This window comes from Pontibacter chinhatensis (genome assembly GCF_900113285.1).
GTDB lineage: Bacteria > Bacteroidota > Bacteroidia > Cytophagales > Hymenobacteraceae > Pontibacter > Pontibacter chinhatensis.
The window spans coordinates 283,592-306,478 of the sequence record NZ_FOOT01000005.1; the positions used below are offsets into that span (position 1 = coordinate 283,592).

At 54.5% G+C, this 22,887-nt stretch carries 15 protein-coding genes; 3 read left to right on the forward strand and 12 right to left on the reverse strand.

The window, feature by feature from the left end:
- Positions 1–46: 46 nt before the first annotated feature.
- The 3 genes from BM040_RS15565 to BM040_RS15575 form a co-directional block, all read right to left on the reverse strand.
- A complete protein-coding gene (locus BM040_RS15565; RefSeq protein ID WP_092103450.1) occupies positions 47–1,102 on the reverse strand; it encodes an efflux RND transporter periplasmic adaptor subunit in 1,056 nt (351 codons plus the stop codon).
- 20 nt (positions 1,103–1,122) lie between these two features.
- Positions 1,123–2,487 carry a TolC family protein gene (locus BM040_RS15570; RefSeq protein ID WP_245756247.1) on the reverse strand — a complete coding sequence of 455 codons (1,365 nt, stop codon included), beginning with the start codon at positions 2,485–2,487 and terminating at the stop codon, positions 1,123–1,125.
- A gap of 85 nt (positions 2,488–2,572) precedes the next feature.
- Positions 2,573–3,034: a GbsR/MarR family transcriptional regulator gene (locus BM040_RS15575; protein ID WP_092103454.1), complete on the reverse strand. Its 462-nt coding sequence runs from the start codon at positions 3,032–3,034 to the stop codon at positions 2,573–2,575.
- A gap of 283 nt (positions 3,035–3,317) precedes the next feature.
- Between BM040_RS15575 and glgP the strand changes: the two genes are divergently transcribed.
- On the forward strand, positions 3,318–4,973 hold the full coding sequence (glgP, locus tag BM040_RS15580; RefSeq protein WP_092103456.1) for an alpha-glucan family phosphorylase: 1,656 nt from the start codon (positions 3,318–3,320) through the stop codon (positions 4,971–4,973).
- Between the two features lie 735 nt (positions 4,974–5,708).
- Here glgP and BM040_RS15585 read toward each other — a convergent pair.
- Together BM040_RS15585 and BM040_RS15590 are read right to left on the reverse strand one after the other, a co-directional pair.
- Positions 5,709–7,172 (reverse strand): aminoacyl-histidine dipeptidase, encoded by a 1,464-nt coding sequence (locus BM040_RS15585; RefSeq protein WP_092103458.1) that lies wholly within the window; start codon positions 7,170–7,172, stop codon positions 5,709–5,711.
- A gap of 97 nt (positions 7,173–7,269) precedes the next feature.
- Positions 7,270–8,328: a ferredoxin--NADP reductase gene (locus tag BM040_RS15590; RefSeq protein WP_092103460.1), complete on the reverse strand. Its 1,059-nt coding sequence runs from the start codon at positions 8,326–8,328 to the stop codon at positions 7,270–7,272.
- Positions 8,329–8,493: 165 nt separating this feature from the next.
- On the opposite strand from BM040_RS15590, the gene BM040_RS15595 reads away from it, so the two are divergent.
- On the forward strand, positions 8,494–9,939 hold the full coding sequence (locus tag BM040_RS15595) for a glycoside hydrolase family 30 protein (RefSeq protein ID WP_245756248.1): 1,446 nt from the start codon (positions 8,494–8,496) through the stop codon (positions 9,937–9,939).
- 79 nt (positions 9,940–10,018) lie between these two features.
- Positions 10,019–10,189 carry a hypothetical protein gene (locus BM040_RS21820; RefSeq protein ID WP_175491089.1) on the forward strand — a complete coding sequence of 57 codons (171 nt, stop codon included), beginning with the start codon at positions 10,019–10,021 and terminating at the stop codon, positions 10,187–10,189.
- Positions 10,190–10,904: 715 nt separating this feature from the next.
- Here BM040_RS21820 and BM040_RS15600 read toward each other — a convergent pair.
- From BM040_RS15600 to BM040_RS15625, 7 genes are all read right to left on the reverse strand, one after another.
- The gene (locus tag BM040_RS15600) at positions 10,905–13,346 is read right to left on the reverse strand and encodes a TonB-dependent receptor (protein ID WP_092103809.1); all 2,442 of its coding nucleotides are present in this window, start codon (positions 13,344–13,346) and stop codon (positions 10,905–10,907) included.
- 1,138 nt (positions 13,347–14,484) lie between these two features.
- Entirely contained in the window at positions 14,485–15,120 is a 636-nt protein-coding gene (locus BM040_RS15605; RefSeq protein ID WP_245756249.1) for a DUF3347 domain-containing protein, read from the reverse strand.
- Between the two features lie 69 nt (positions 15,121–15,189).
- A complete protein-coding gene (locus BM040_RS15610; RefSeq protein ID WP_092103465.1) occupies positions 15,190–15,651 on the reverse strand; it encodes a hypothetical protein in 462 nt (153 codons plus the stop codon).
- Positions 15,652–15,659: 8 nt separating this feature from the next.
- A complete protein-coding gene (locus tag BM040_RS22105; RefSeq protein ID WP_262502463.1) occupies positions 15,660–15,791 on the reverse strand; it encodes a hypothetical protein in 132 nt (43 codons plus the stop codon).
- An 11-nt stretch (positions 15,792–15,802) separates the two neighbouring features.
- Positions 15,803–17,575 (reverse strand): efflux RND transporter periplasmic adaptor subunit, encoded by a 1,773-nt coding sequence (locus BM040_RS15615; protein WP_092103468.1) that lies wholly within the window; start codon positions 17,573–17,575, stop codon positions 15,803–15,805.
- Positions 17,576–17,619: 44 nt separating this feature from the next.
- The gene (locus tag BM040_RS15620) at positions 17,620–19,047 is read right to left on the reverse strand and encodes a TolC family protein (protein WP_092103470.1); all 1,428 of its coding nucleotides are present in this window, start codon (positions 19,045–19,047) and stop codon (positions 17,620–17,622) included.
- Positions 19,044–22,814, reverse strand: a complete 3,771-nt coding sequence (locus tag BM040_RS15625) for an efflux RND transporter permease subunit (RefSeq protein ID WP_092103473.1) — start codon at positions 22,812–22,814, stop codon at positions 19,044–19,046. Before BM040_RS15625 ends, BM040_RS15620 begins: the two co-directional genes overlap by 4 nt.
- Positions 22,815–22,887 lie beyond the last annotated feature (73 nt).

Genomic DNA, 22,887 nt, shown 5'->3' on the forward strand with positions numbered 1-22,887 from the left:
TCGCCATAGTTTCGTCACGAGCGAAGACGCTCGCGCCATGGTGTGCTTACTTCAGCACCGACACGTTGATGCCTTCGCGCAGGTTGATCTGGCCGCTTCTGACGATCTGCTCGCCAGGCTGCACGCCATCCAGTATTTCCACCTGGTCTTGTGTCACCACACCTACTTTCACTTTGCGCATGGTCGCTTTGCCATCTTTCACCACGTACACGCTCGGGTTCTGAATGCTGCCTACAATGGTTTCGCGTGGCAATAACATGGCGTCGCGCTGCTCGGCTACCTCAAAGAAGGCCGTGCCATACATACCAGCTCTCAGGTTGTTGTTGGCGGCGTTTTTCACCTCCACTTCCACGTCAAACTTCAGGGTAGGGTCAGCCTGTGCGGCAATGGCGGTCACCACACCCTCATACTCCTGGCCGGAGCCGGCATTCGCTTTCACCGTTACCTTGTCGCCTTTGCCGATGAGCAGTACTTCGCTTTCGTTCACTTTTACCTGCAGCTTCAGCTTGTCCACGTTCACGATGTCGTAGAGCTTGGTGCCTGCGTTCAGGTAAGAGCCAACTTCTACGTAAATCTCATTAATCTCCCCGGTGATAGGGGCTGTGATGCGTGTTTTGGCCAGGCGCTGGCGGGCAGCCACCAGTTGTGCCTGCGTAGACTTGGCAGCCAGGCGGGCATCCTCCAGCTGGCGCTGCGTGATAGCGTCACCGGCGGCCAGGTTCTCAAAACGCTCCAGGTCTTTCTTGGCTTTCTCGGCGTTTGTCTGGGCTGTGGCCAGGTCAGCGGACATGGTATTGCTCTCCACCAGAATCAACAGCTCTCCGGCTTTTACTTTGTCGCCTTTGCGCTTAAGCACCTTCTGGATCTGTCCTTGGGTTTCAGACAAAAGCGTCAAGCTCTGGATAGGGGCGAAGTTGCCCTGTGCTCTAAAGGATTTATCGAGTTGGGCCGTTTTTACTTCTGTAATGCTTACCGGGATGGCTTCGCTTCGGATCTCTGCTACAGCGGCGTTGGCAGCCATCTGCTCCTTGTTGTTCATCAGCTTATAGCCAATAGCACCCAAAGCAACCAGCGCAACCAGGATATAAATTACCTTCTTCATCTTCGTATGTCGTGTATGTCTTATTTAGTTAGTGTTTCCAAATCTCCTGTGGCCTGCAGGTAATTCAATTCGGCCAGTTTATACTTCAGTCTTTCGTTGTTGAGGTTGGTCTGTGCCTCCCGCAGCGATGTCTCGGCGTTCAGCAGGTCCGTCAGCGGCGAAAGGCCTTCTTTGTAGAGCTGGTTCGTGGTGTCGTATACTTCCTGCGCCAGCTTCACATTCTCCTCCTGCGCCACAATGGAGCTTTGGCTGTTCTGCAGCTGCGCCACGGCATTGGTCAGCTCCACCTGCGTGTTTTTGTTGTATTGCTTGATGTCGAGGTCAATCTTCTGCAGCTCTACTTCCCGCTGCTGTACCTGAGCTTTCTTGCGCAGGCCATCAAACACCGGGATGTTCAGTTGCAGGCCCACCTGCGAGTTCGGGAACCACATGGTTGTCGGGTTGCCAAACAGCTGGCCGTCGTACTGGGTCTGGTAGTTGTAGCTGCCGAAAGCCGACAGGGTAGGGTAGTAACCCGCCTTCACGTTCTCCATTTCCAGCGACTTCAGTTCCTTTTGCTTGTTGAGCACCTGGTACTGAGCACGGTTCTGGGCTAGGTTCTCGGTGTTAGCCATTGTTGGCTGCTGAAGCAGCAGGGCGTCTTCTGCGGAACCGCTAAGCTTGATAGGTTGCTCCAGCGGCATGCCCATGAAGAACTTGAGCACGTTTTGCTGCTGCTCGTAGGCCGTCATCAGGCTTTTCTTCTGGTTCTCCAGGTTTATCTTGTTCACCTTGATGCGGTTCACGTCCACCTTCTTTACCAGGTCGTTCTCATACTGCAGTTGCAGGATGCGCTCCAGCTGCGTCAGTTTCTCCAGGTTGGCGTTGATGTTGTTGAACTGCTCCTGGGTTTGCAGTACCTGATAATAAGCGCTGCCCACGTTGTAAATCACCTCCTCAGTGGTCATTTCCTTGCGGATGCGGTACAGGTCTTCAGCCGATTGAGCAGCCTTCAGGCCCACAAAGTATGATTTGCTGAACAGCAGCTGAGACACCGAAAGGCCCGCCTGCATGTTGTAATCGGTACCCATCTGCGCGATAAGCGGGCCGGTGCCTTCCTGGTTAAATTCGGCAGGTAAAGCTATCCGGGCCTTCTCAATGGTTCTGATACCCTGTCCTTTTATATCCACCTGCGGCAGGCCTGCGCTGCGGGCCTCTTTTACCTGGTATTTAGAGCCAATCTCATCTAAGGATGCCTTCTGGATGTTCTCATTGTTCTCCAGGGCATAATTCAGGCTTTCCTGCAGCGTCAGCTCCTGCACCTGACCGGTAGTGGCCGGTTCCTGGGCAAAGGCTGGCTTGAGGAAGAGCGCCATTACTCCGACTAAAAAATATTTCTTTATCACGGTGTTGTGTAGTTAAGAATAATTTACTAAGTTCTAGATAGTTATAGTTAGTTCTGTATTAAAAGAACTAATTAGGGCAAAAAAATTACTTCTTCTGCTGCTCCCACTCCGTCAGAAGCTTCGGAAGCTCTGTGTGCAGGTACTTCAGGAAGTCAGCAACGTCCAGCAGGTTTTGGTTATACTCTTTCGTTTCGCTGGTGCGCTCGGCCACCACCTCCTGCAGCATTTCCGAGAAGTCGGTAATGGATTCTACTCCCTGCAGCACCAGGTCGCGCCATTTGTCCAGCTTCAGGCGGAAATAGCGCTTGCGGTCGCCGCTGTAAGTAACATACTCCAGGCGGTTGAGGTGCTGCAGCATGCTCAGGGCGTTGCTGGTGGCACTCTTGCTAATGCCTAGCGCCTCCCGGATTTCGTCAAACGTAAGCTCCGGCTTGTCAGACACGTAAAGCAGGCCCATAATGCGACCCGCCACCGGCTGCATCCCAGATTTCTCCTGGAAAACACCGATACGCTCTATTAATGCCCGCTGCTTGTCTGTTAGGTTCATGTTTTTATACTTTGTTCTCGTGTGTCTAGGATAAGAACAGTACAAAGGTATAAGATAGTTCTTTTGGTTCCTAATTTTAAGAACTAAATTTATCTACTAAAATTTAAGCCCTGCAAAGGTAGGAAGTATAGGGCACTTATGCAGCCATATTTTAAGATTCCTATCTATAAATGTGAAACCTGCGTACCTGGTTTGGGTATATCAGTATTTCCGGCTTTTACCGTTTATGTGCTGGAGATAACAGAAGAATCGATTTTTGTAAAGTATAAACAACTGGCTCTCTATGGCTTCACAATATAGCAGATGGTACCATCCCTACGAGATAAATGAACAGTATAATAAGCGCGTGGCCTACTTCTGCATGGAGTATGGCATCGACCAAGCCCTGAAAGTATACTCCGGCGGCCTGGGCTTTCTGGCGGGTTCGCACATGCGCAGCGCCTACGAGCTGCGGCAAAACATGATTGGCATCGGCATGCTCTGGAAGTACGGCTACTACGACCAGGAACGCAACGAGGACCAGACGATGCGCCCGCACTTTCAGCAGAAGTTCTATTCTTTCCTGGAGGATCCGGGCATTACGGTTCGGGTGCTGGTAAACGAGCATCCGGTGCTGGTGAAGGCGCTGGTGCTGCGGCCTGATGTTTTCGGCACCGTGCCCATGTACTTTCTCACCACCGACATCCCCGACAACGACCACCTGGCCCGCACCATCACGCACCGCCTTTACGACCCGGAGCCGCAGGCGCGCATTGCGCAAAGTATCGTTCTCGGCGTAGGAGGATCGAAGGTGGTGGAGGCCTTGGGCGGCGCCGAGATCTACCACATGAACGAGGGCCACGCCCTGCCTTTGGCTTTCAAACTGTTTGAGGATTTCGGCAAGCTGGACGAAGTGCGAAAGCGCCTGGTGTTCACGACACATACACCGGAGAAGGCCGGCAACGAGCAGCACGACATTTACCTGTTGCACCGCATGAGCTTCTTTAACGGACTGCCGCTGGAGGAGGTGCGGGAAATTACCGCCATGCACGGGCAGATGTTCGACCATACGCTAGCCGCCCTGCGCCTGGCCAAGGTGGCCAATGGGGTGTCGCAACTACACGGCGAAGTGGCCCGCGACATGTGGTACGACAACGAGGGGGTTTGCGAGATAAAGGCTATTACCAATGCGCAGAACTTTAGCTTTTGGGCCGATACGGAGCTGTGGCAGGCGCAGGAGCGCGACGACGATGCGGCATTGCGGAGCCGCAAGGAGGAGCTGAAAAAGCAGCTGTTTAAGGTAGTGGCCGACCAGGCGGGCAAACTGTTCCGGCCCGATGTGCTCACCATTGTGTGGGCCCGCCGCTTTGCCGCCTACAAGCGCGCCGACCTGCTGGTGCGCGACATTGAGCGCTTCGTGGACCTGATTAACAACGAGGAAATGCCGGTGCAGGTGATTTGGGCCGGCAAGCCTTATCCGTTCGACTACGGTGCCATCAATGTGTTCAATAAGCTGGTGAAGCTCTCCCAGCAACTAAAGAATGTGGCCGTGCTCTCCGGCTACGAAATCGAGCTGTCGCGGAAGCTGAAGCAGGGCTGCGATATCTGGCTCAACACGCCGCGCCGCCCCCGCGAGGCCTCCGGCACCAGCGGCATGACAGCCGCCATGAACGGCGGCGTGAACTTATCGGTGCAGGACGGCTGGCTGCCCGAGTATGCGCGCCACGGCGAGAACAGCTTTGTGCTGCCCATTGCCGATATCACCCAACCCAACGAGGTGCAGGACGATGAGGATTACAACAACCTGATGCGATTGCTTGAAAAGGACATTGTGCCTGTCTATTACCACAACCAAGACCGCTGGGTGCATATCATGAAGCAGAGTATGCGCAACGTGGTGCCGCATTTCGAGTCGAACCGCATGGCGCATCAGTATTATGAGGAGATGTTTAATAGTTGATAGATAACTTTCAGGTCTGTATGAGAATAAAGATTTGGAAGTATAAATAGCCTTCCGCTTCCTGCGGAGGGCTATTTTCTTTATGGCGCAAGTCTTCAGACTTGTGTCCTACTATGGTGTCGGGTCTGTGACTCGACTGGCTCAGAGAGCCATACTTTTATACTTTGGCTGTACTTTATACTTTCCTAACCACCGCTTTCCACAGCTTGAACCAAGCTATCCTTGCTAGCTACCGTTCATCCTCTAGACTAACATAAGCTACTGTTGCATAGCTTACTTTCTGCCCTCCCAGGCCGGGAGGCCTCGCCTTGGGGCATCGCGCGGTGTGTCTGAAGCTGCTCCTCGCTCCGCTGCGGGCTGCCCTTACGGGCACCGCAACATCCACAAGGCGCTCAACCCAAAGGCTGGGATAAGATTGATATCTTGTGCCTTTGCTATGCAACAAGTATAACTGTCCCCTTGAGGACAAACAAGAACGAGAGTTCGCCGTTTGCGAGCAGCGCTCTATAGGGGTGTTTTACTTTCGCCACGAAACCTATACTTCAGCATCAGTAAAAACAGGCTCCCCTCTTTGGACTACCGAGAACGCGAGTTCGAAGGTAGCGAGCGTAGCTCTGAGGGGTAGGGGTGGTTGGACCAGGCACTGCAAAAGGTACTTTTACGAAAGCCCAAAAAGCCAATTCTATTCTAAAACAAAAAAGCCGCCCAAAGTACGGGCGGCTCTCCTGTTTATACTTATACTTTCTCCGGAATGCGCTGCAGGGTTTCGAGCAGGTAATCCCAGTACTTCTGTACCGATCTGATCTGTACTTTCTCGTCAGGGGAGTGGGCGCCGCGGATGTTGGGGCCAAAGGAAATCATCTCCATGCCTGGGTAATTGGCGCCGATGATACCGCACTCGAGTCCGGCGTGGCAAGCGTTTACATCCGGCTCGCTGTTGAACTTGCTGCGGTAGAGGTCGCTCATCAACTTGATGATAGAGGCATCCGGGTTAGGCGTCCAGCCTGGGTAAGAGCCGCTCAACATCACCTCAGCCCCCGCCAGTTCCAGTGCCGATTGGATAGCCGCTGCCAGGTCCATCTTCTCCGAATCCACTGCGCTTCGCGTGAGGCACATAACTTTGTAGGCACCGTCTTTCAGCTCCACGCGCGCCACGTTGTTGGAGGTCTGCACCAGCCCCTGTATCTCCGGACTCATGCGGTAAATGCCGTTTGGCGTGGCGTAGATGGCGCGGAGGAAAGTAGAGGTAAAAGCCTGGGTGGCCACCTGAGCAGGAGCTTCTGCCGACTCCACTTGCACCTCCAGGTTCGGGTCTGTGGTTTTATACTCCTGAGCAAGTATAGCGTGCTGCTCTGCCACAAACTTTTCAAATGCTGCTTTGTCACCTTCAGCCAGAGCTATGACAACAGTCGATTCTCTCGGTATAGCATTGCGCAAGCCACCGCCGTCTATACTTCCAAGGCGCAAGTCAAACTGCCTGGAAGCATGGTGCAGCAGGCGGTTCATGAGTTTGTTGGCGTTAGCACGACCCAGAATGATGTCCATGCCCGAGTGACCACCGGTTAGACCTTTTACCGTAAGCTTGTAGCCTGCCATACCAGCCGGTGTCGCTTCCTGCTCATACTTCCCGCTAGCCGTTACGTCCACGCCGCCGGCACAGCCGATGGTCAGTTCGCGGTCGTCTTCGGTGTCCAGGTTTAAAAGTATACTAGCCTCCAGCAGGCCGCCTTTCAGGCCCAAAGCACCCGTCATACCGGTTTCCTCATCAATCGTGAAGAGTGCCTCGATAGCCGGGTGCGGGATGTCCTTGGAAGCAAGTATGGCCATGATGGTAGCCACCCCAATGCCGTTGTCAGCGCCCAGCGTGGTGCCACGGGCTTTCACCCAGTCGCCGTCCACATACATGTCAATGCCTTGCGTGTCGAAGTCGAAGTTGGTGTCGTTGTTTTTCTGGTGCACCATGTCCAGGTGGCTTTGCATGGCCACGGTCTGGCGGTTTTCCATGCCTGGGGTGGCTGGTTTCTTGATGATGACGTTGCCCACTTCATCCTTGATGGTCTCCAGGCCAAGTTTGTGGCCGAAGTCAAGTATAAACTGTATTACGCGCTCCTCCTTTTTGGATGGGCGCGGCACAGCGTTTAAATCAGCAAAGTTTTCCCAAAGCGCCTTTGGCTCTAGGCTGCGTACTTCAGAGCTCATAGTATCGTTCGTTTAAAATTCCAGTGTTGTTGCGGTGGCTACCGCCGGGGTTAAAGTTACGGGTTTCGGCCGGAAAAACAGGAGGAGAAAGCCTTTCTTACGACTTCAACTCCAACTGTGCCGGACCGCCTACCGGGTAGCCCACGCAGGTCAGCACCAGGCCCTGCTGCAGGTCGCGTTCGGTCAGCACCTCGTTGTACGACATCCATACCTTGCCTTCGGTGCAGCGGGCAGTGCAGTTACCGCACTTGCCGGCCTCGCAGCTGAAGGGCAGGTTTAAACCAGCCTTGCGTGCCGCCCGAAGTATGGTATCCGGGTATTCCACGGTCAGGTTATACGCCTGGTCTTTGTAGTGAAGTATCACTTCATGCGGATCGGTGTCGGGCGGCATTTGTTTGACGGCCACCTTAGTTGTATCAAAGTTTTCGCGGCGGATGTTTTCGTGTGGTACGCCTTGCTGCGTGAGCGCCCAGTAGCACATGCGCATGTAGCCCAGCGGGCCGCAGGTGTAGAACAGTATCTGGTGCAGAGGCGCCAAGGCATACTGCCGCACCAGTTGTTGCAGCAAGTCCTTGTACAGCCTGGCCTGCGAAAGGTCGGGGGAGTTGCTGAACAGGAACCGCAGCTTGAAACGCTCCGGGAAAGCCGCTGCCAGTTGCTCCAGTTCCTCTTTATAGATGGCTTTTTGCGGATTGCTGTTGCTGTAAATAAGCGTTACGGCCACATCAGGCCAAGTATAAAGTATGGTTTTGAGCAGCGATAACTCCGGGGTGATGCCGCTTCCGGCTGCCAGCAAAAACACCTGCCGATAGTCCTGCATGTTCTCCGGGAGGACGAAAAGCCCGGCGGCCCCGGCGGCATACAATGTATCGCCCACCTGCACATCGTCTACCAAGCGGCGCGAGAAGAACCCGTTGTCAATACGCCTCACACCGATGCTAAGCGGCTCGTTAAGGGCAGGAGAGGAGGTGAAGGAGTAGGAGCGGCGTATGTCCTCATCTTTCTCCGTGTGCACCAGCGTGAGGTACTGCCCGGCTTTATATTCCAAGGGTTTGTCTGGTTCCAGGATAAAGGTTTTGAAATCAGGTCGTTCCTCCCGGATGCCGGTGACTGTAAGTGTGTAATGATCGGTGGGTAAAGTGTGATCAGCCTTCATGCAATTGCTTTCGCTAAAGTATAATTGTACGGTGTAGCCGTATAAAACGGCACCTTTGTTTCTAGTACAACAGCTATTCTATATTTCTGGTTATCTCTGGTGCCAAGTATATACTTTTTTTACTATTTTTATAGGATTTCTGTACCTCTAAACGCTCCAGCTGTCATGCTCAACCTCAGTTTTACAAAGAAAATCCTGCACCGCACGCTCATGGTGTCGCTAATATTTACGGGGCTGGTCGCTTGCAAGAAGGAAAGTTCGGGAGATGAAGAACAGACAACGGGGGCGGAGGTGGCGCTCTGGCTCACTACACCGGAACAGTCTTCGTTGTTCGAGCTACAGGATTCAAGCATCACATTCGGGACATCCTCAAACCAATTCCAGACAATTGAGGTGGATGACGCACAAACCTTCCAAAGTATGGACGGCTTTGGCTATACCCTGACCGGCGGCAGTGCGATGCTGCTGCACCAGATGGCCCCGCAGGAGCGGGCTGCTATACTTCAGGAGCTGTTCGGGACGGACGGAAACAACATTGGCGTGAGCTATCTGCGGGTAAGCATCGGCGCCTCGGACCTGGACCCGGAAGTGTTCTCTTATAATGATCTGCCCGCCGGGCAGACAGACGAGATGATGGAGCATTTCGACCTTTCGCCAGACAAGAAATACCTCATTCCGGTGCTGAAGGAGATCCTGGCCATTAACCCGGACATCCTGATCATGGGCTCGCCCTGGTCGCCGCCCACCTGGATGAAAACCAACAACAGCTCCATCGGCGGCAGCCTGAAACCCGAATATTACGATGCCTATGCGCGGTATTTTGTAAAGTATATCGAGGGGATGACGGCAGAGGGAATCATCCTAGATGCTATCACCGTGCAGAACGAGCCCCTGCACCCGGGCAATAACCCCAGTCTGCTGATGCAGGCCCAGGATCAGGCTATCTTCATTAAGCAGAGTTTAGGCCCAGCTTTTAAAGCGGCTAACCTCAGCACCAAAATCGTCATCTATGACCACAACGCCGACCGCCCCGACTACCCGATTTCCATACTCGACGACCCGGAGGCGAAGCAGTACATCGATGGCTCTGCCTTCCACCTGTACGGCGGCACTATTGATGCCCTCTCCAAAGTACACGAGGCGCACCCGGATAAGCACCTATACTTTACCGAGCAGTGGATTGGGGCGCCGGGCAACTTTGCTGGCGATGTGCGCTGGCACCTGAAAAATCTCATTATCGGGGCACCGCGTAACTGGAGCAGAACCGTGCTGGAGTGGAACCTGGCGGCAGACCCGCAGCAGAAACCGCACACGCCCGGCGGCTGTACCCAATGCCTCGGCGCCATCACGATTGATGGCAACACCATTACCCGCAATCCGGCTTACTACATCATCGCGCATGCTTCCAAGTTCGTCCGCCCGGGCTCGGTGCGCGTGCAAAGCAACGAGCTGAAGGAGTTGCCCAATGTGGCTTATAAAACTCCGGATGGCAAAACAGTGCTGATTGTGCTGAACGACAGCGAGTACAGACAACGCTTTAACATCAGGCACCATGGCAAGGTGGTCGCGACTAAATTAAATGCCGGGGCTGTGGGGACGTATGTGTGGTAGCGTATAAAGTAAGGGTTTTGAAGCCATACTTTATACTTCCCAGTCGCTGGCGCGGGTTTGCAACCCGTGCCTACCTATAATGTCGGATTTGCAATCCGACTGGCTCGCAGAGCCATACTTCTGTGCTCAGGCTATACTTTTTATACTTAGGCTATACTTTATACTTTCTCTGGCGCAAGCGTCCGCTTGTGCTATTTTATACTTGCCGGTTTATACTTTCATAGCTCCTGCTTCCCGCAACTGGAACTAAGCTATCCTTGCTAGCCCCTGTTCATCCTCCAGACTCACATAAGCTACTGTTTCATCTCTAGCTTTGGAGCTCTCAAGCCCGAGAGGGCTCGTTTTCCCGCTCGGCGCTGGGAGCTTTTCCTGCCCTCGTGCCTCGGGCTGCCTCGCCTCCAGCTCGGCACCGGAAAAACTCGCATAGGCGCCTCGCAGAAAAACTGGGAACAGGTTCGATAGCCCACTGCCTTTACGATGCTACAAGTATAACTGTCCCCTTGAGGGGACCATAGGGGTGTCATTAGTTACTGAGACAATAAAGGAAAATGAATGGAATTCACGCTTCCCCTTGCTGTCATCTCGGCCTTCGGGAGAGATCTGTTTAGAGTTCCCGATAGATCTCTCGCGCTGCTCGAGATGACAGTGTAAATGGCAAGTATAAATTGTCCCCTTGAGGACAAGTGAGAACGGGAGTTCGAAACTTGCGAGCGTAGCTCTCAGGGGTGGGTTTATACTTTGTGAGGATAACAACAACGAAGCTCATGCTTCAGCCAAAGTAATGACAGGCTCCCCTCCTTAGCCAAGGAGGGGTAGGGGTGGTTGGACCCGGTGTCGCAAAACTCTCATTTGAATCTGGCATTATACTTCATAACAATTAGCTTAAAGTATAACCTGCCGAGCACCCACATGCAAAAGGCCTGCAGCAAGTGCTGCAGGCCTTTCAACATTACACAAAACAGGTGTTAATTACCCCCAGTTCGGTTGAGTTCTTCCAGGTTCACGTTGCGCTTCTTCGACTCAAACTCGGAGCCTTTGCTGAAGCGGTAGCGCAGGTTAATTCGGAAGGAACGGTTGCCCCAGTATTGGTCGATGGCGTTCACGTTGCCGTTCAGCTCGGTGTCTACCTTCATCATGCGGCTCTTGAAGATGTCGGTCACGTTCATGCTCAGGGTCAGGCGGTCGTCGAGGAAGCTGCGTTTCAGGCCGACATCCACCCACCACTGCGGCTCCACTCTATAAAGGCCGTATACCGCGGCTCCCTGATAGTTGCCACCCAGCTCCAGGCGGATGTTTTTAGGAAGCAGGATGTTGTTGGTGGTCTGTGCGATGGCCGTCACCTGGTCGTTCACCACCATTTTACCGTTGTTGAAGTTAGTGAACTCCTGGTACATCACAATCACGTTGTTGCTGATATCCCAGTTGTTGGATACCTTGATAGGGGCTACCAGCGTAGCTCGGGCACTCTTCATGTCGCGTACGTTCTGCTGCTGAAACACCGTGGTGTTATCCTCCGGGTTCTGGTTCGGAATCTCGGCGATGAAATTCTTGGTCTCGGCATAACCCAGGATCAGGTTGTAGGTCTGCTTCAGGGTGTGCGTCATCTCGAAGGAGTTGGTGTACTGCGGCTTCAGCTGCGGGTTGCCTTGCGCCCAGGTATAAGGGTCTAGGTAGAAGATGAACGGGTTGAGCGCCTGGTAATGCGGTCTGTTAATGCGGCGGCTATACTTGTAACCAATCTGGTAGTTGTCGCTCAGCTTTTGCTGCAGAAACACGCTCGGAAACAGGTCCAGGTAGTCGCGGTCAATCTTTCCCTCTGCCTTGTCAAGCGACTCGCCTTTAGCATAGGTTTGCTCCGCACGCAGGCCCGCCTGCAGGGTCCATTTCTCGCCCAAGGTAGCGTTCAGGTTAGCGTAGGCGGCCAGGATGTTTTCCTTGTACACGAAGTGGTTGCTCCGATTCGGGTCCAGCGTTTTTCTGCCGTCGGTGGTCTCATAGAAGCGCAGCTCGTTATCCGATTTCACGTGGCTGGCCTTGGCACCCAGCTCCAGCTTCGTTTTTTTGTTCAGCGGTTTTGTAAAGTCTACCTTGGCAGAGTAGATGTCGTAGCCGGTTGGGTTTTCGCTCAGCAGAAGCTCCTGCTCTGTTGGCGTGTTGCTGTTGAGGAACTCTGTGCGGTTGATGAACTTAAAATTGTCGTCGCTGGTGATGTGCACATAGTCCAGGTCGGCGGAGAGGGTAGTGCCCACGGTATCGAGTTTGCCCAGGTAGTGCAGGTTAAAAGTACCGTTTCTGTACTCTCCATCCGCTTTGTTAGTAGCATCGATAAACAGATTTTCGCCCGTGTTCACATCGTTCAGGTAAGAGTCGGTCAGGAACCTGTTGTCGCTGTTGCTGCCGATGATGTTGGCCATTACCCCGATGCTGTGCCTGTCGTTGATGTCGTAGTCGGTGCCGATGCGCAGCGAAGGCTCAAAGCGCTCGTTCTCCTCGCGTCCGGTCTGGTCGAAGTTGCTGGTGCTACCGTCTTTGTTGAGGAAGATGCGGCGCATCTCCATGTCGCGGTAACGCTGGCGGTTGGCCAGATCCAGGCTGCCGAAGGAGTTCCATTTGCCGCTTTTGTGGCTAAGCTCGGCGCCGGAAGTATAAGTGCTCAGGTTGTTGTACTGGTAACCGGCGTACACGCTGCCGCTCATGCCCATTGCCACAGCTTTTTTCAGGTTGATGTTGATGACACCGGAGGCTCCCTCTGCCTCATACTTTGCCGAAGGGTTGGTGATGATCTCCAGGTCCTTGATGTTCTCGGCGGTCATGCCCTGCAGCAGCGTCTGCAGCTCTTTGCCAGACAGGTAGCTGCGCTTGCCGTTGATCATGATCTGCACACCAGCCTTGCCGTTGAGCTGGATGTTGCCATCCTGGTCAATCCACACGCCCGGCGATTTGGAAAGTACCTCGTAGGCCGTGCTCCCGCTGGCCAGGGCGGTTCCCTCCACGCTCACCACCATCTTATCCGGCTCCGTGGTAACCGTGGGACGCATGGCCTGCACCTGTACTTCCTTTAGGGTTTTCACATCGGGCTTTACCTGCAGCTTCCCGAAATCCTTCGAAAAACCAGGGCCTGTCACCTCAAAGGTTGGCGTCTGCAGCTCCACATAGCCAAGGCCGCTGAGTTTGAGCAGGTACGTGCCTTTGGCAGGCGTCATGATCTGGAAGTTACCGTCCATGTCGGCGATGGCGCCGGTAACCACTTTGGCACTGGCAGCCTCCAGCACAGCCACATTCACAAAGCCAACAGGCTGCTCCTTGTCGTCAAGCACAGTGCCCGTGAGCATGCCCGCAGACTGTGCGAAAGTATGGCTGCTACAGAGGAAGAAGAGGAAAGCGAGGTAAACGTAAAATCTTTTCATGGTTTTATTTTGTGTAGTGTTGGTAATTGGAACGTGATGCAAACTTATACTATAGTACTTTGTATAACAAGGTACTGTTTAGTTTTAAAATATACTTTTAGACGAACACGTGATTTTTGTCTTCTAACACCGGCCGGACCCGGGCAGGGCGGCTGAACTTGTGCTAGTAATTTCCTCGCGAGGGATTTTGAGAAGAAAGATGCGGTCAAAAGTAGAATGGTTGCCTCAGGGGGAGAACTTTTTTATCGGGAAAGTATAATTAGTTAGGCCGGATGTATAACTACTTTGCCAGTTTGCTCCTGCTCAATCCGCTCTTAATCAGGATGGAAGGGGGACTGCAGTGCCGGATCCAACCACCCCTTGCCCCTCCTTGTCTAAGGCGGGGAGTCTGTCATTACTTTAGCTAAAGCATAAGTTTCATAGTCAAAGTATAACTCACCCCTAGCCCCTCCCAAGAGGGGAATTATACTTATTTCTCTCTTTGTCATCTCGAGCAGGGCGAGAGATCTATCTGGAATTCTGTATAGATCTCTCCCAAAGGTCGAGATGACAGCAGGGGCAGCGGCTATCGAATGTTTCCCAGCCTTCGGGTTGAGCGCCTTGTAGATTTCTGGTGCCGCTTAGCGGCATTGCGACCGAGGAGCAGCTTCAGACACACCGCGCGATGCCCGAAGGCGAGGCCTCCCGGCCTGGGAGGGCAGAAAGTATGAGATGAAACGAGCCGCTTGTGGGAACTAGAGGATGAACGGCAGCTAGTAAGGATGGCTTGTGTCTAGTTGCAGGAAGCGGTGGCTCAGGGAAGTATTACCAAAGTATAAGTATGGCTTTTCAAGCCAGTTGGGTTGCAAACCCAACACTATAGTAGGCACAAGTTGCAAACTCGCGCCAGCGGTGGGAAAGTATAGCCGAAGTATAAAATCCTACATTAACAAAGTATAAAGTATAGTCAAATATAAAATCCTGTTCATCCAATCATCCTGTAAATCCTGATTCAGACAAGTATAAAGTATAGTCATAAAGTAGGGCTTACAAAGAAGAGTAAGCGAACTAGCTAAATGCGCAACTTTCAGAAATCAGCAAACAAAAAAGCAGAGAGCCCGAACGAGCCCTCTGCTTTCATTTGATTTATACTTTATACTTAGTCCAACACTTCTTCGGTGCTGCCGCACTTCAGCATTTTGTCGCCGAAGTATGGGTTGCGGATTTCCTTGTTGGAGCTTAGCCAATAGCCGCCTTTGTCGTTCAGGGCCATTGGGCAGTGCTGGTAGTACAGGGTCTGGTGGTTGGCGTCAAACGCTTTGGCCATGGCAAACACCGCCTCAGACAGCTGCTCCAGGTTTTCGCGCTGGGCATCGATCGTGGCTGCGCCAGTGATGCTGGTAGCACTGCTCACCACTTCCTGCGTTTTCTCCTCAGCGTAGGTTTTTGCCTCCGGCTCCGCGATAGCGGCCACTGGCATCGCCTTGGCTACCGATAATACCTGGTTAGCCGCGGCTTTGGCTGCCTCGGCATCAGAGGCTACCAGAGCATCCGTCAGTTTCAGGTACTCATCCACCAGCTGTGATACCTTCGTTTTAAAAGGTTCGGCCACAGAAGTATAGTCAGGTGTTTCTACCACCGTCTGGCCGGCAGCGTCTGCGCTGGTAGTGTCGCCGTGGTGCATGCCTTCATGATGCTCCTGTCCGTGGGCTGCAGTTGCGTCGTCCTGGTTTTGGTTGGAGCAGGAGGTGAAAAAGAAAGCTGCCAGCGTAGCGGCTACAAGGGTTTTCTTCATGATTCGTTCTTTGATGGTTACGAAAGTATAAAGTTAACAATGATTTCCTTAAAAGCAGGAAGCAGTTTGTTACTGCTTATACTTTTTGTAAGTATCCTCTGAGGCAAAGTATAGCACCTCGCCGCGGGTACCGCCCGGCTTCAAGGCAATAAAGGCCGCTGATTTATCTACTTCCTCGCCTGTTACGGGGTCTGTGGCAAAACGTACTTCGCGCTGGTTCTTGATGGTGTTCACGCACATCTCGCAGCAGCCGTAGTACATCTTACCCTCGAACGGCACCGGGAATTGTTCATTGCCCATAAAGGCGTTGTTCACCATACACACCAAATCCTTTGGTAAACCATCTGCCGTCATCAGGTCGGCAGGGGAGGCTGGCTGCTGTGGCTGCATGCTGGCCATGTGGGCCTGGTGGTTAGCAGGCACTTCGCTTGCGGCTGCAGCCTGGGCCTGGGTATCTGATTTTTGCTCTGACGTGCAGGAGGCTAGCGTGACTGCAGCCAGGGCTGCCATATAAAAAAAGTTCTTTCTCATGGTATATGTTAAGTAGTAGTGATCTGTTCGAAAAGGACGAAGCCCAGCGCCAGCGCGATAGCCAGGTAGAGAAGCCACTTCAGCCACGGCTTCTTACGGGTGTCAGGTTGTTCGTCTCCGGTTCTGCAACACTCTTTCATGCGTAATAGGTTTAATGTACATGTCCTTTTGCCGGGGCAGAGGCTTTTTCTCCTGCCGATGCGCCGGTTCCCTGGCGGTAGGTATGTTCTGTCTCGCCGCAGGCCAGCATGGCGTCGCCAAAGTATGGGTTGCGGATGTCTTTCAGCTCGCTCAGCCAGTAACCGCCCTGGTCGCCCAGCGCCATCGGGCATTTCTGCTTATAGAGCACCTCCTTGTTGGTGCCGAAGGTCTCCACTGCCTCAATCAGGTGGTTGGAGAGCGGCGAGAAAGCCTCCCGTTGCTTGTCGATAACCGTACTTTTCTGAATAGCATCGGCGTTGGAGGCCAGCACCGGCTGCAGCTGCATCCATTTGGCATGGCTACTGCCATCCAACAGGCGCATATCGGTTTTGTTCAGTGCCTGCCTGAACTTGCCGGCAGCCTGACGGGCAGCGTCAGCATCAGAAGCCACGAGGGCGTTCTTCAGCGTATAATAACTATCTACCAGGGCGGTCAGCTGAGACTGGAACTCTTCTGGTGCCTCCAGCATCTTGTTGGCCGGACCCGCCATCATGCTATAGTTCCCGCTCAGCTGGGCGGCTCCGTCCACGGCAAACACGCCGTTAGTCACCACCTGCTCGCCTTCGCTCAGCCCGGCTTCAATCAGATACATATCGCCCAGGCGCGGCCCAAGCGTTACCTCCCGCATCTCAAAGGCCGGCGCCTCACGGTCATCCACCTTCACATATACCACCGAGCGCTTGCCTGTCCAGAGTACAGCGGTCCGCTGTATGGCCAGCGCGTTCTCTTTAGCGGCCGTGCGGGTGGAGGTTTTGATGCGTGCATTGGCAAACATCCCCGGCTTGAGCTGATTGCCCGGATTCACTACCTCGGCCCTTACCTGCACGGCACGGGTGCTGGCATCAAGCACTGGCGTCACAAAGGCAACCTTGGCAGTGAAATCCTTGCCCGGTATGCCCGGCACAGTAAAGTTAATGCTTGCGCCTTGCTTTACCCAGGAAAGATCGCTCTCATAGGCATCCAGCACGACCCAAACGGAGGAGAGATTGGCCACCTGGAAGAGCACCGAACCGGTGCTGACGTAGTCGCCTACGGCCACCTGGCGTTCAGTAACCACCCCGGCCGCATCAGAATAAATGTCGAAGCTGGTCAGGATGTCATTGGCCTGCTCGATGCGCGCTATCTGCTTGGCGGAGATATTCCACAGCCTTAGCTTGGTTTTGGCGGCTTCATAGAGTTCCGGCATCAGGTCTTTGGACTTGGCTGCCTCCTGCAGCTCACGCTGCGCTGTGATGAGTTCCGGGGAATATACCGAGGCCAGTCGCTCGCCCTTGCGTACTTCCTGCCCGGTGAAGTTGACATAAAGCCGCTCGATACGGCCCGGGAACTTGGCAGTGATGGAGGAGACTTTTTGCTCGTTCAGCTGCACCGTGCCCGACAGCAGCAGCTCATTTTCAGGGTTCACCTGATGCACCGGCGTTGTCTGGATGTTAGCCAGCGCGATGGCCTCCGGCGTCATCTCCAGCACATAAGGGCTTGCCTCGCCACCGCCGCCCGTGGCTGCTACCGGCGTCAGGTCCATGCCGCAAAGGGGGCACTTGCCTGGTTCGTTCTGCCGGATCTGTGGGTGCATGGAGCAGGTGTACTCGGTTACGCCTGCCGTTTCCGCTGCGTGGTCGTGGCCTTGTTCGGCCCCTCTGCCCCCGAATATAAGCCAGCCCAGGAGCAAGCCGGCCAGCGCTACCAGTATATAGGTCGTGATTTGTTTATTTCTTGGTTTCATCGTCTTGGATGGAATATATGTTTTATCGCCTGCTGCGGACAGGCTTAAATATCGCTGTTCATCATGCGGTTAATGGCCGAAACGGTCACATGCTGCTCGGTTATGGCCTGCAGCTGCTGCTGCCGCAGGGTAAGGATGGCCTGCCGTTGCCTCAGAATCTCTTCTATGCCCGCGCCCGCCACGCTGTAATTGGTGGTCAGGAGCCGGATGGCCTGCTCGTTAAGTGCAATCTGATCTTCTAACAACTGCAGGGTACTGCTCGTTCGCTGGTAATCGTACAGCAGTCCGCTCAGTTCGGCAAACAGCATGTTCTCGGTGGCTTCGCGGTTCTGCACCGCGGCCTCCTGGGCATACTGCGCCTCCTTCTGCGCCGCTTTATACTTTTTGCGGTAGATCGGCAGGGAAATGCTCACCATCGGCATCACCATGTTCTCGCCTCCCATGGCCATCTGCGACATCTCGTCGGGACGCGGTTTGAACACCATGTACTCCAATCCCACGCCAATCATGGGCCTGCCCATCAGCTTGGCCATGCGCAGCTGGGCCTCGCGGGCTTTCTCGTCCCACTCATACATTTTCAGCATGGGGTGGTTCTGGCGGATAGAGTCCTGGATGAGGGACAGGGATGCTGGCAAAGCAACCGGCGCCAAGGTATCGGCCACCTGCACTTCCAGGTTCAGGTCGCGGTTGAGCATGCTGTTAAAGGCAGCCACCTTAGGTTTTCTCGAGTCGCGGAGCAACTGGAGGCGGTTCTCCATGTCCTTTACCTGCACCCGGATAAGGATAACATCCACCATCGAGCTGCCCGAAGAGGCCATACTTCCACCTGTCATGCCGCCCATACTTCCGCTGCCGGAAGAAGCCGTTGAGGTGCCACTGGTGGAGCCTCCGCCCATACCGGCCATGCCCTGAGAAGTGCTGCCGGCCGTACTTTGGGTAGGGGCAGCGCCCGAGCTCTGGCGCGGGGCGGCCGGGGCACTGACAGCAGGCCCCGATTTATACTTTGCCAGGGCCACCCGCTCCAGCGATTTAAGAATCTCCAGTTCCCGCTCCAGCAGCTTTACTTCCTCGTCTAGCTGGTAGAGCGAAAGCCAGGTGGTGCGGACGGTGTGGTAGAGGTTGATTTTGGCTTCGATAAAAGAAGTAAACTTCATCTGCGCCATGTAATTCGCCTCTGTTTTGGCGGCATCCAGCGAGCCAAACCAAGGGAACATCTGCATGATGGAAGCACTGCCCACCTCCCTGCCCATGTAGCGATCCATGGGCTGCAGGAAGAAGCTGAAAGTAGCTTCCGGGTCGGGGAGGGCGCCCGCCTGAGGCACCTTTTGCAACGCTGCCTGGTACTCGGCGTAGGTTGCCTTCAGCTGCGGGTTGTTTTCGCCAGCCATTACCAGGTACTCCTCCAGGGTCTGCGCCTGCAGGGCCGGAACAGCCAGCAGTAAAAGTATAATATGTAGGATGATCTTTTTCATACGGCTTTTTTGGCTAGTTTTTTAACCTTGGCTTCCTCGCGCCAGCTGTAAAGCACCGGCACGATGAACAGGGTGATCAGCGCCACCGTCATTCCCCCGAATGTTGGGATGGCCATGGGCACCATGATGTCCGAGCCGCGTCCGGTGGAGGTAAGCACGGGCAACAGGGCCAGCAGGGTAGTGGCGGTAGTCATCAGGCACGGTCTCACACGGCGTATGCCGGCTTTCAGCACGGCCCTGCGCACCCCGTTTCGTGTCTCGGGCTTAGCCGCATCGAAACTTTGCTTCAGGTAAGTGCCCATCACCACGCCATCGTCGGTGGCAATGCCGAAGAGGGCAATAAAGCCTACCCACACGGCCACACTCAGGTTGAAGGTGCGCATCTGGAACAGCTCGCGCATGTTCGTGTCGCCGAAGGAGAAGTTGAGGAACCAATCCTGCCCGTAGAGCCACAGCATCATAAAGCCCCCGGAGAAAGCCATCGCGATGGAGGTGAAGATGAACAGCGTGGTGGACACCGAGCGAAACTGGAAGTATAGAATGAGGAAGATAATGAGCAAGCTCAGCGGAATAATGATGCCCAGGCGCTCCTCGGCGCGTACCTGGTTTTCATAGTTGCCCGAGAACTTGTAGCTCACGCCTGCCGGCACCACCAGCTCGCCGGATTCTATTTTTTGATCCAGGTAACGCTGCGCGTCCTCCACCACCGATACCTCGGCAAAGCCATCCTGCTTGTCGAAGAGCACATAGCCGGTCAGGAAGGAGTTCTCGCCGCGGATCATCATCGGGCCTGGCCGGTACACAACCTCGGCAATTTCGCCCAACGGCACCTGCGCCCCGCCAGCCGTCGCGATCAGAACGCGATCAACAGACTCAGGATCGTTCCGATACTCGCGGGCGTAACGGGCGCGGATGGAATAGCGCTCGCGGCCTTCCACGGTGGTGGTGAGAGCCATACCGCCCATGGCCACTTCGATATACTCCTGCACATCGGCCACGTTCAGTCCGTAGCGGGCCATGGCTTTGCGGTTGAGCTCGATTTCCATGTATGGCTTGCCCAGCGAGCGGTCGGCGAAAACGGCTTCCGGTTTCACGGAGGGCACCTCTTTCAGCACACGCTCCAGCTGCAGGCTAAAGTCTTCTATCGTTTTCAGGTCAGGGCCAAACACTTTGATGCCCATGGGCGCCCGCATACCCGTCTGCAGCATTACCAGGCGCGTCTCGATGGGTTGTAGCTTCGGGGCAGAGGTTACGCCGGGGATGTTAGCCGCCTTCACGATCTCGTCCCAGATATCATCCGGACTTTTGATGTGGTCGCGCCACTGGCGGTAATATTCGCCGTTTTTATCCTCGATGAGCTCACCTGCCCCGTCCCGCACGAACGCACCGTTATCATCTACCTTAAAGCGCAGTCTGTGCCCGCTGGCATCGGTTTTATACTCTGATTTGTACTGTATCACGTTCTCGTACATCGACATAGGAGCCGGGTCCAGGGCAGTTTCGGCACGGCCTGCTTTGCCCACCACCATTTCCACTTCCGGAATAGCCGTGATCAGCATATCGAGTTGCTGCACAATGCGCCGGTTGGCTTCCACGCCGGAGTGCGGCATAGAGGTTGGCATCAGCAGGAAAGCCCCTTCGTCCAAAGACGGCATAAACTCTTCGCCCATGCCGGGGAAGGTATGCACCAGCCCGCTCCAGACGGAGGTCGTGCGGATGTTATAGCCGGTTTTATCTAGGCCATTTGCCACCCAACCGAACACGCTGTTAAAGCCAACCCAGATCAGGAAGCCCAGCAGCATGATAGTGGCCGGAATGGCCATAAACTTGCCTTTGTTAGCCAGGCACCACATCAAAATGCGCGGGTAGGCTTTGATAAACAAAGCGAAAGCGCCCAGCACCAGGGCAAGTATAAGCAGGATGAAAAGGAAGTTAACCAGCAGGCTGACAGAGGCCCCCAGCGGCATCCATTGCGAGGCCAGCAGCCAGGACACGGCCAGCACGGCAATCCCCACCATTACCGGCGCGTTATACCTGGCAAACGGCTCAGGACGGTAATAGGTAAGCAGGTTGTTAGCCGCCACCAAAGTCAGCACCACACCCGCCAGCGGAAGTATGAACAGCACGGCCACCCCCAGCGCCAGCAGGGCCCAGTTCCATACTTTAGACCAGCTTACGCTCTTGGACCTGAGCCCGAAAACAGTATGCGCAAAGGCCGGCATGATCAGGAGGGTAAAAATCAGTGAGGCAACCAGCGCAAAGGTCTTGGTGTAGGCCAGCGGTCCAAACAGTTTTCCTTCGGCGGCCTCCATGGTAAACACCGGCAAAAAGCTAACGATGGTAGTGGCCACGGCTGTAACAATGGCGCTGCTTACCTCAGCAGAAGCATTGTATACCGTTTTCAGCAGCGACTGCCCGGGCGGGGCCTCCTCCATGTGCCGCAGTATGTTCTCGTTGAGGATAATGCCCAAATCCACCATGGTGCCAATGGCAATGGCAATACCAGACAGTGCCACGATGTTTGCGTCCACGTTGAACTGCTTCATCATGATAAAGCACATGAGCACAGCCAGCGGGAGCAGGGCAGAGATGAGAAGCGAGGCGCGCAGGTTGTACACCATCACAATAATTACGATGATGGTGATGAGGATCTGAAGTATAATCGCCTCGCTCAGCGTGCCCAGCGTTTCGTTGATAAGCTGCGTGCGGTCGTAGAAGGGCACCACCGTTACTTTGGAGGTGCGCCCGTCCTCTAGTTTTTTGGAGGGCAGACCAGCTGCAATCTCGTCCAGCTTCTCTTTCACGTTGTTTATCACGGCCAGCGGGTTGTCGCCGTAGCGGGCTACCACCACACCGCCCACGGCCTCGGCACCACCTTTGTCCAGTATGCCCAGCATCGAGCGGTCGGCCGGGCCAATGTTGACGCGGGCAATGTCGCGGATGCGGATTGGGACGTTGGCATTTACCCGTACCACCGCCTCTTCAATATCCTCCAGGTTCTGCACATAGCCCAGGCCGCGCACAAAGTACTCCACCTGGTTTATCTCCACGGTGTTGGCTCCCACATCCAGGTTGCTTTTCTGCAGGGCGCTCATCACCTCCATCATGGATACTTTGTTGGCCTTCATCGCCACCGGATCCAAATCCACCTGGTACTCCTTTATATACCCGCCCACGGAGGCTACCTCGGCTACCCCTTCGGCACCGGCCAGGGCATAGCGCACGTAGTAGTCCTGTATGGTGCGCAGCTCATGCAGGTCCCAGCCGCCGGCAGGCTTGCCGTTCTCGTCGCGGCCTTCCAACGTGTACCAGTACACCTGCCCCAGCGCAGTAGCATCGGGCCCCAGCTTGGGCGTTACATCCGCCGGAAGCAGGCCGGTGGGCAGGGAGTTGAGCTTTTCCAGTATGCGGGATCGGCTCCAGTAGTATTCCACATCCTCATCAAAAATGACGTAGATGCTGGAGATGCCGAACATGGACGAGGAGCGGATGGTTTTAACACCCGGCATACCCAAAAGGGAGGTGGTAAGGGGATAGGTGATCTGATCCTCCACGTCCTGCGGGGAGCGGCCCATCCACTCGGTAAATATGATCTGCTGGTTCTCGCCGATGTCCGGAATGGCGTCTACTGGAACGGGATCGTTGGGCAGGAACTTCACATTCCAGTTGAAGGGGGCCACTACTATGCCCCAGCCAACTATCAGGAGCAGCAGCAGCACAGTGACAAGCTTCTGCTCCAGGAAAAATTTTATAATGCTGTTTAACATGCTTTATTCGATTGAATACATGAATGGAAGCGGCCTAAAGGGCAGCAACAAACCGTACCTGCCTACAAAGGCA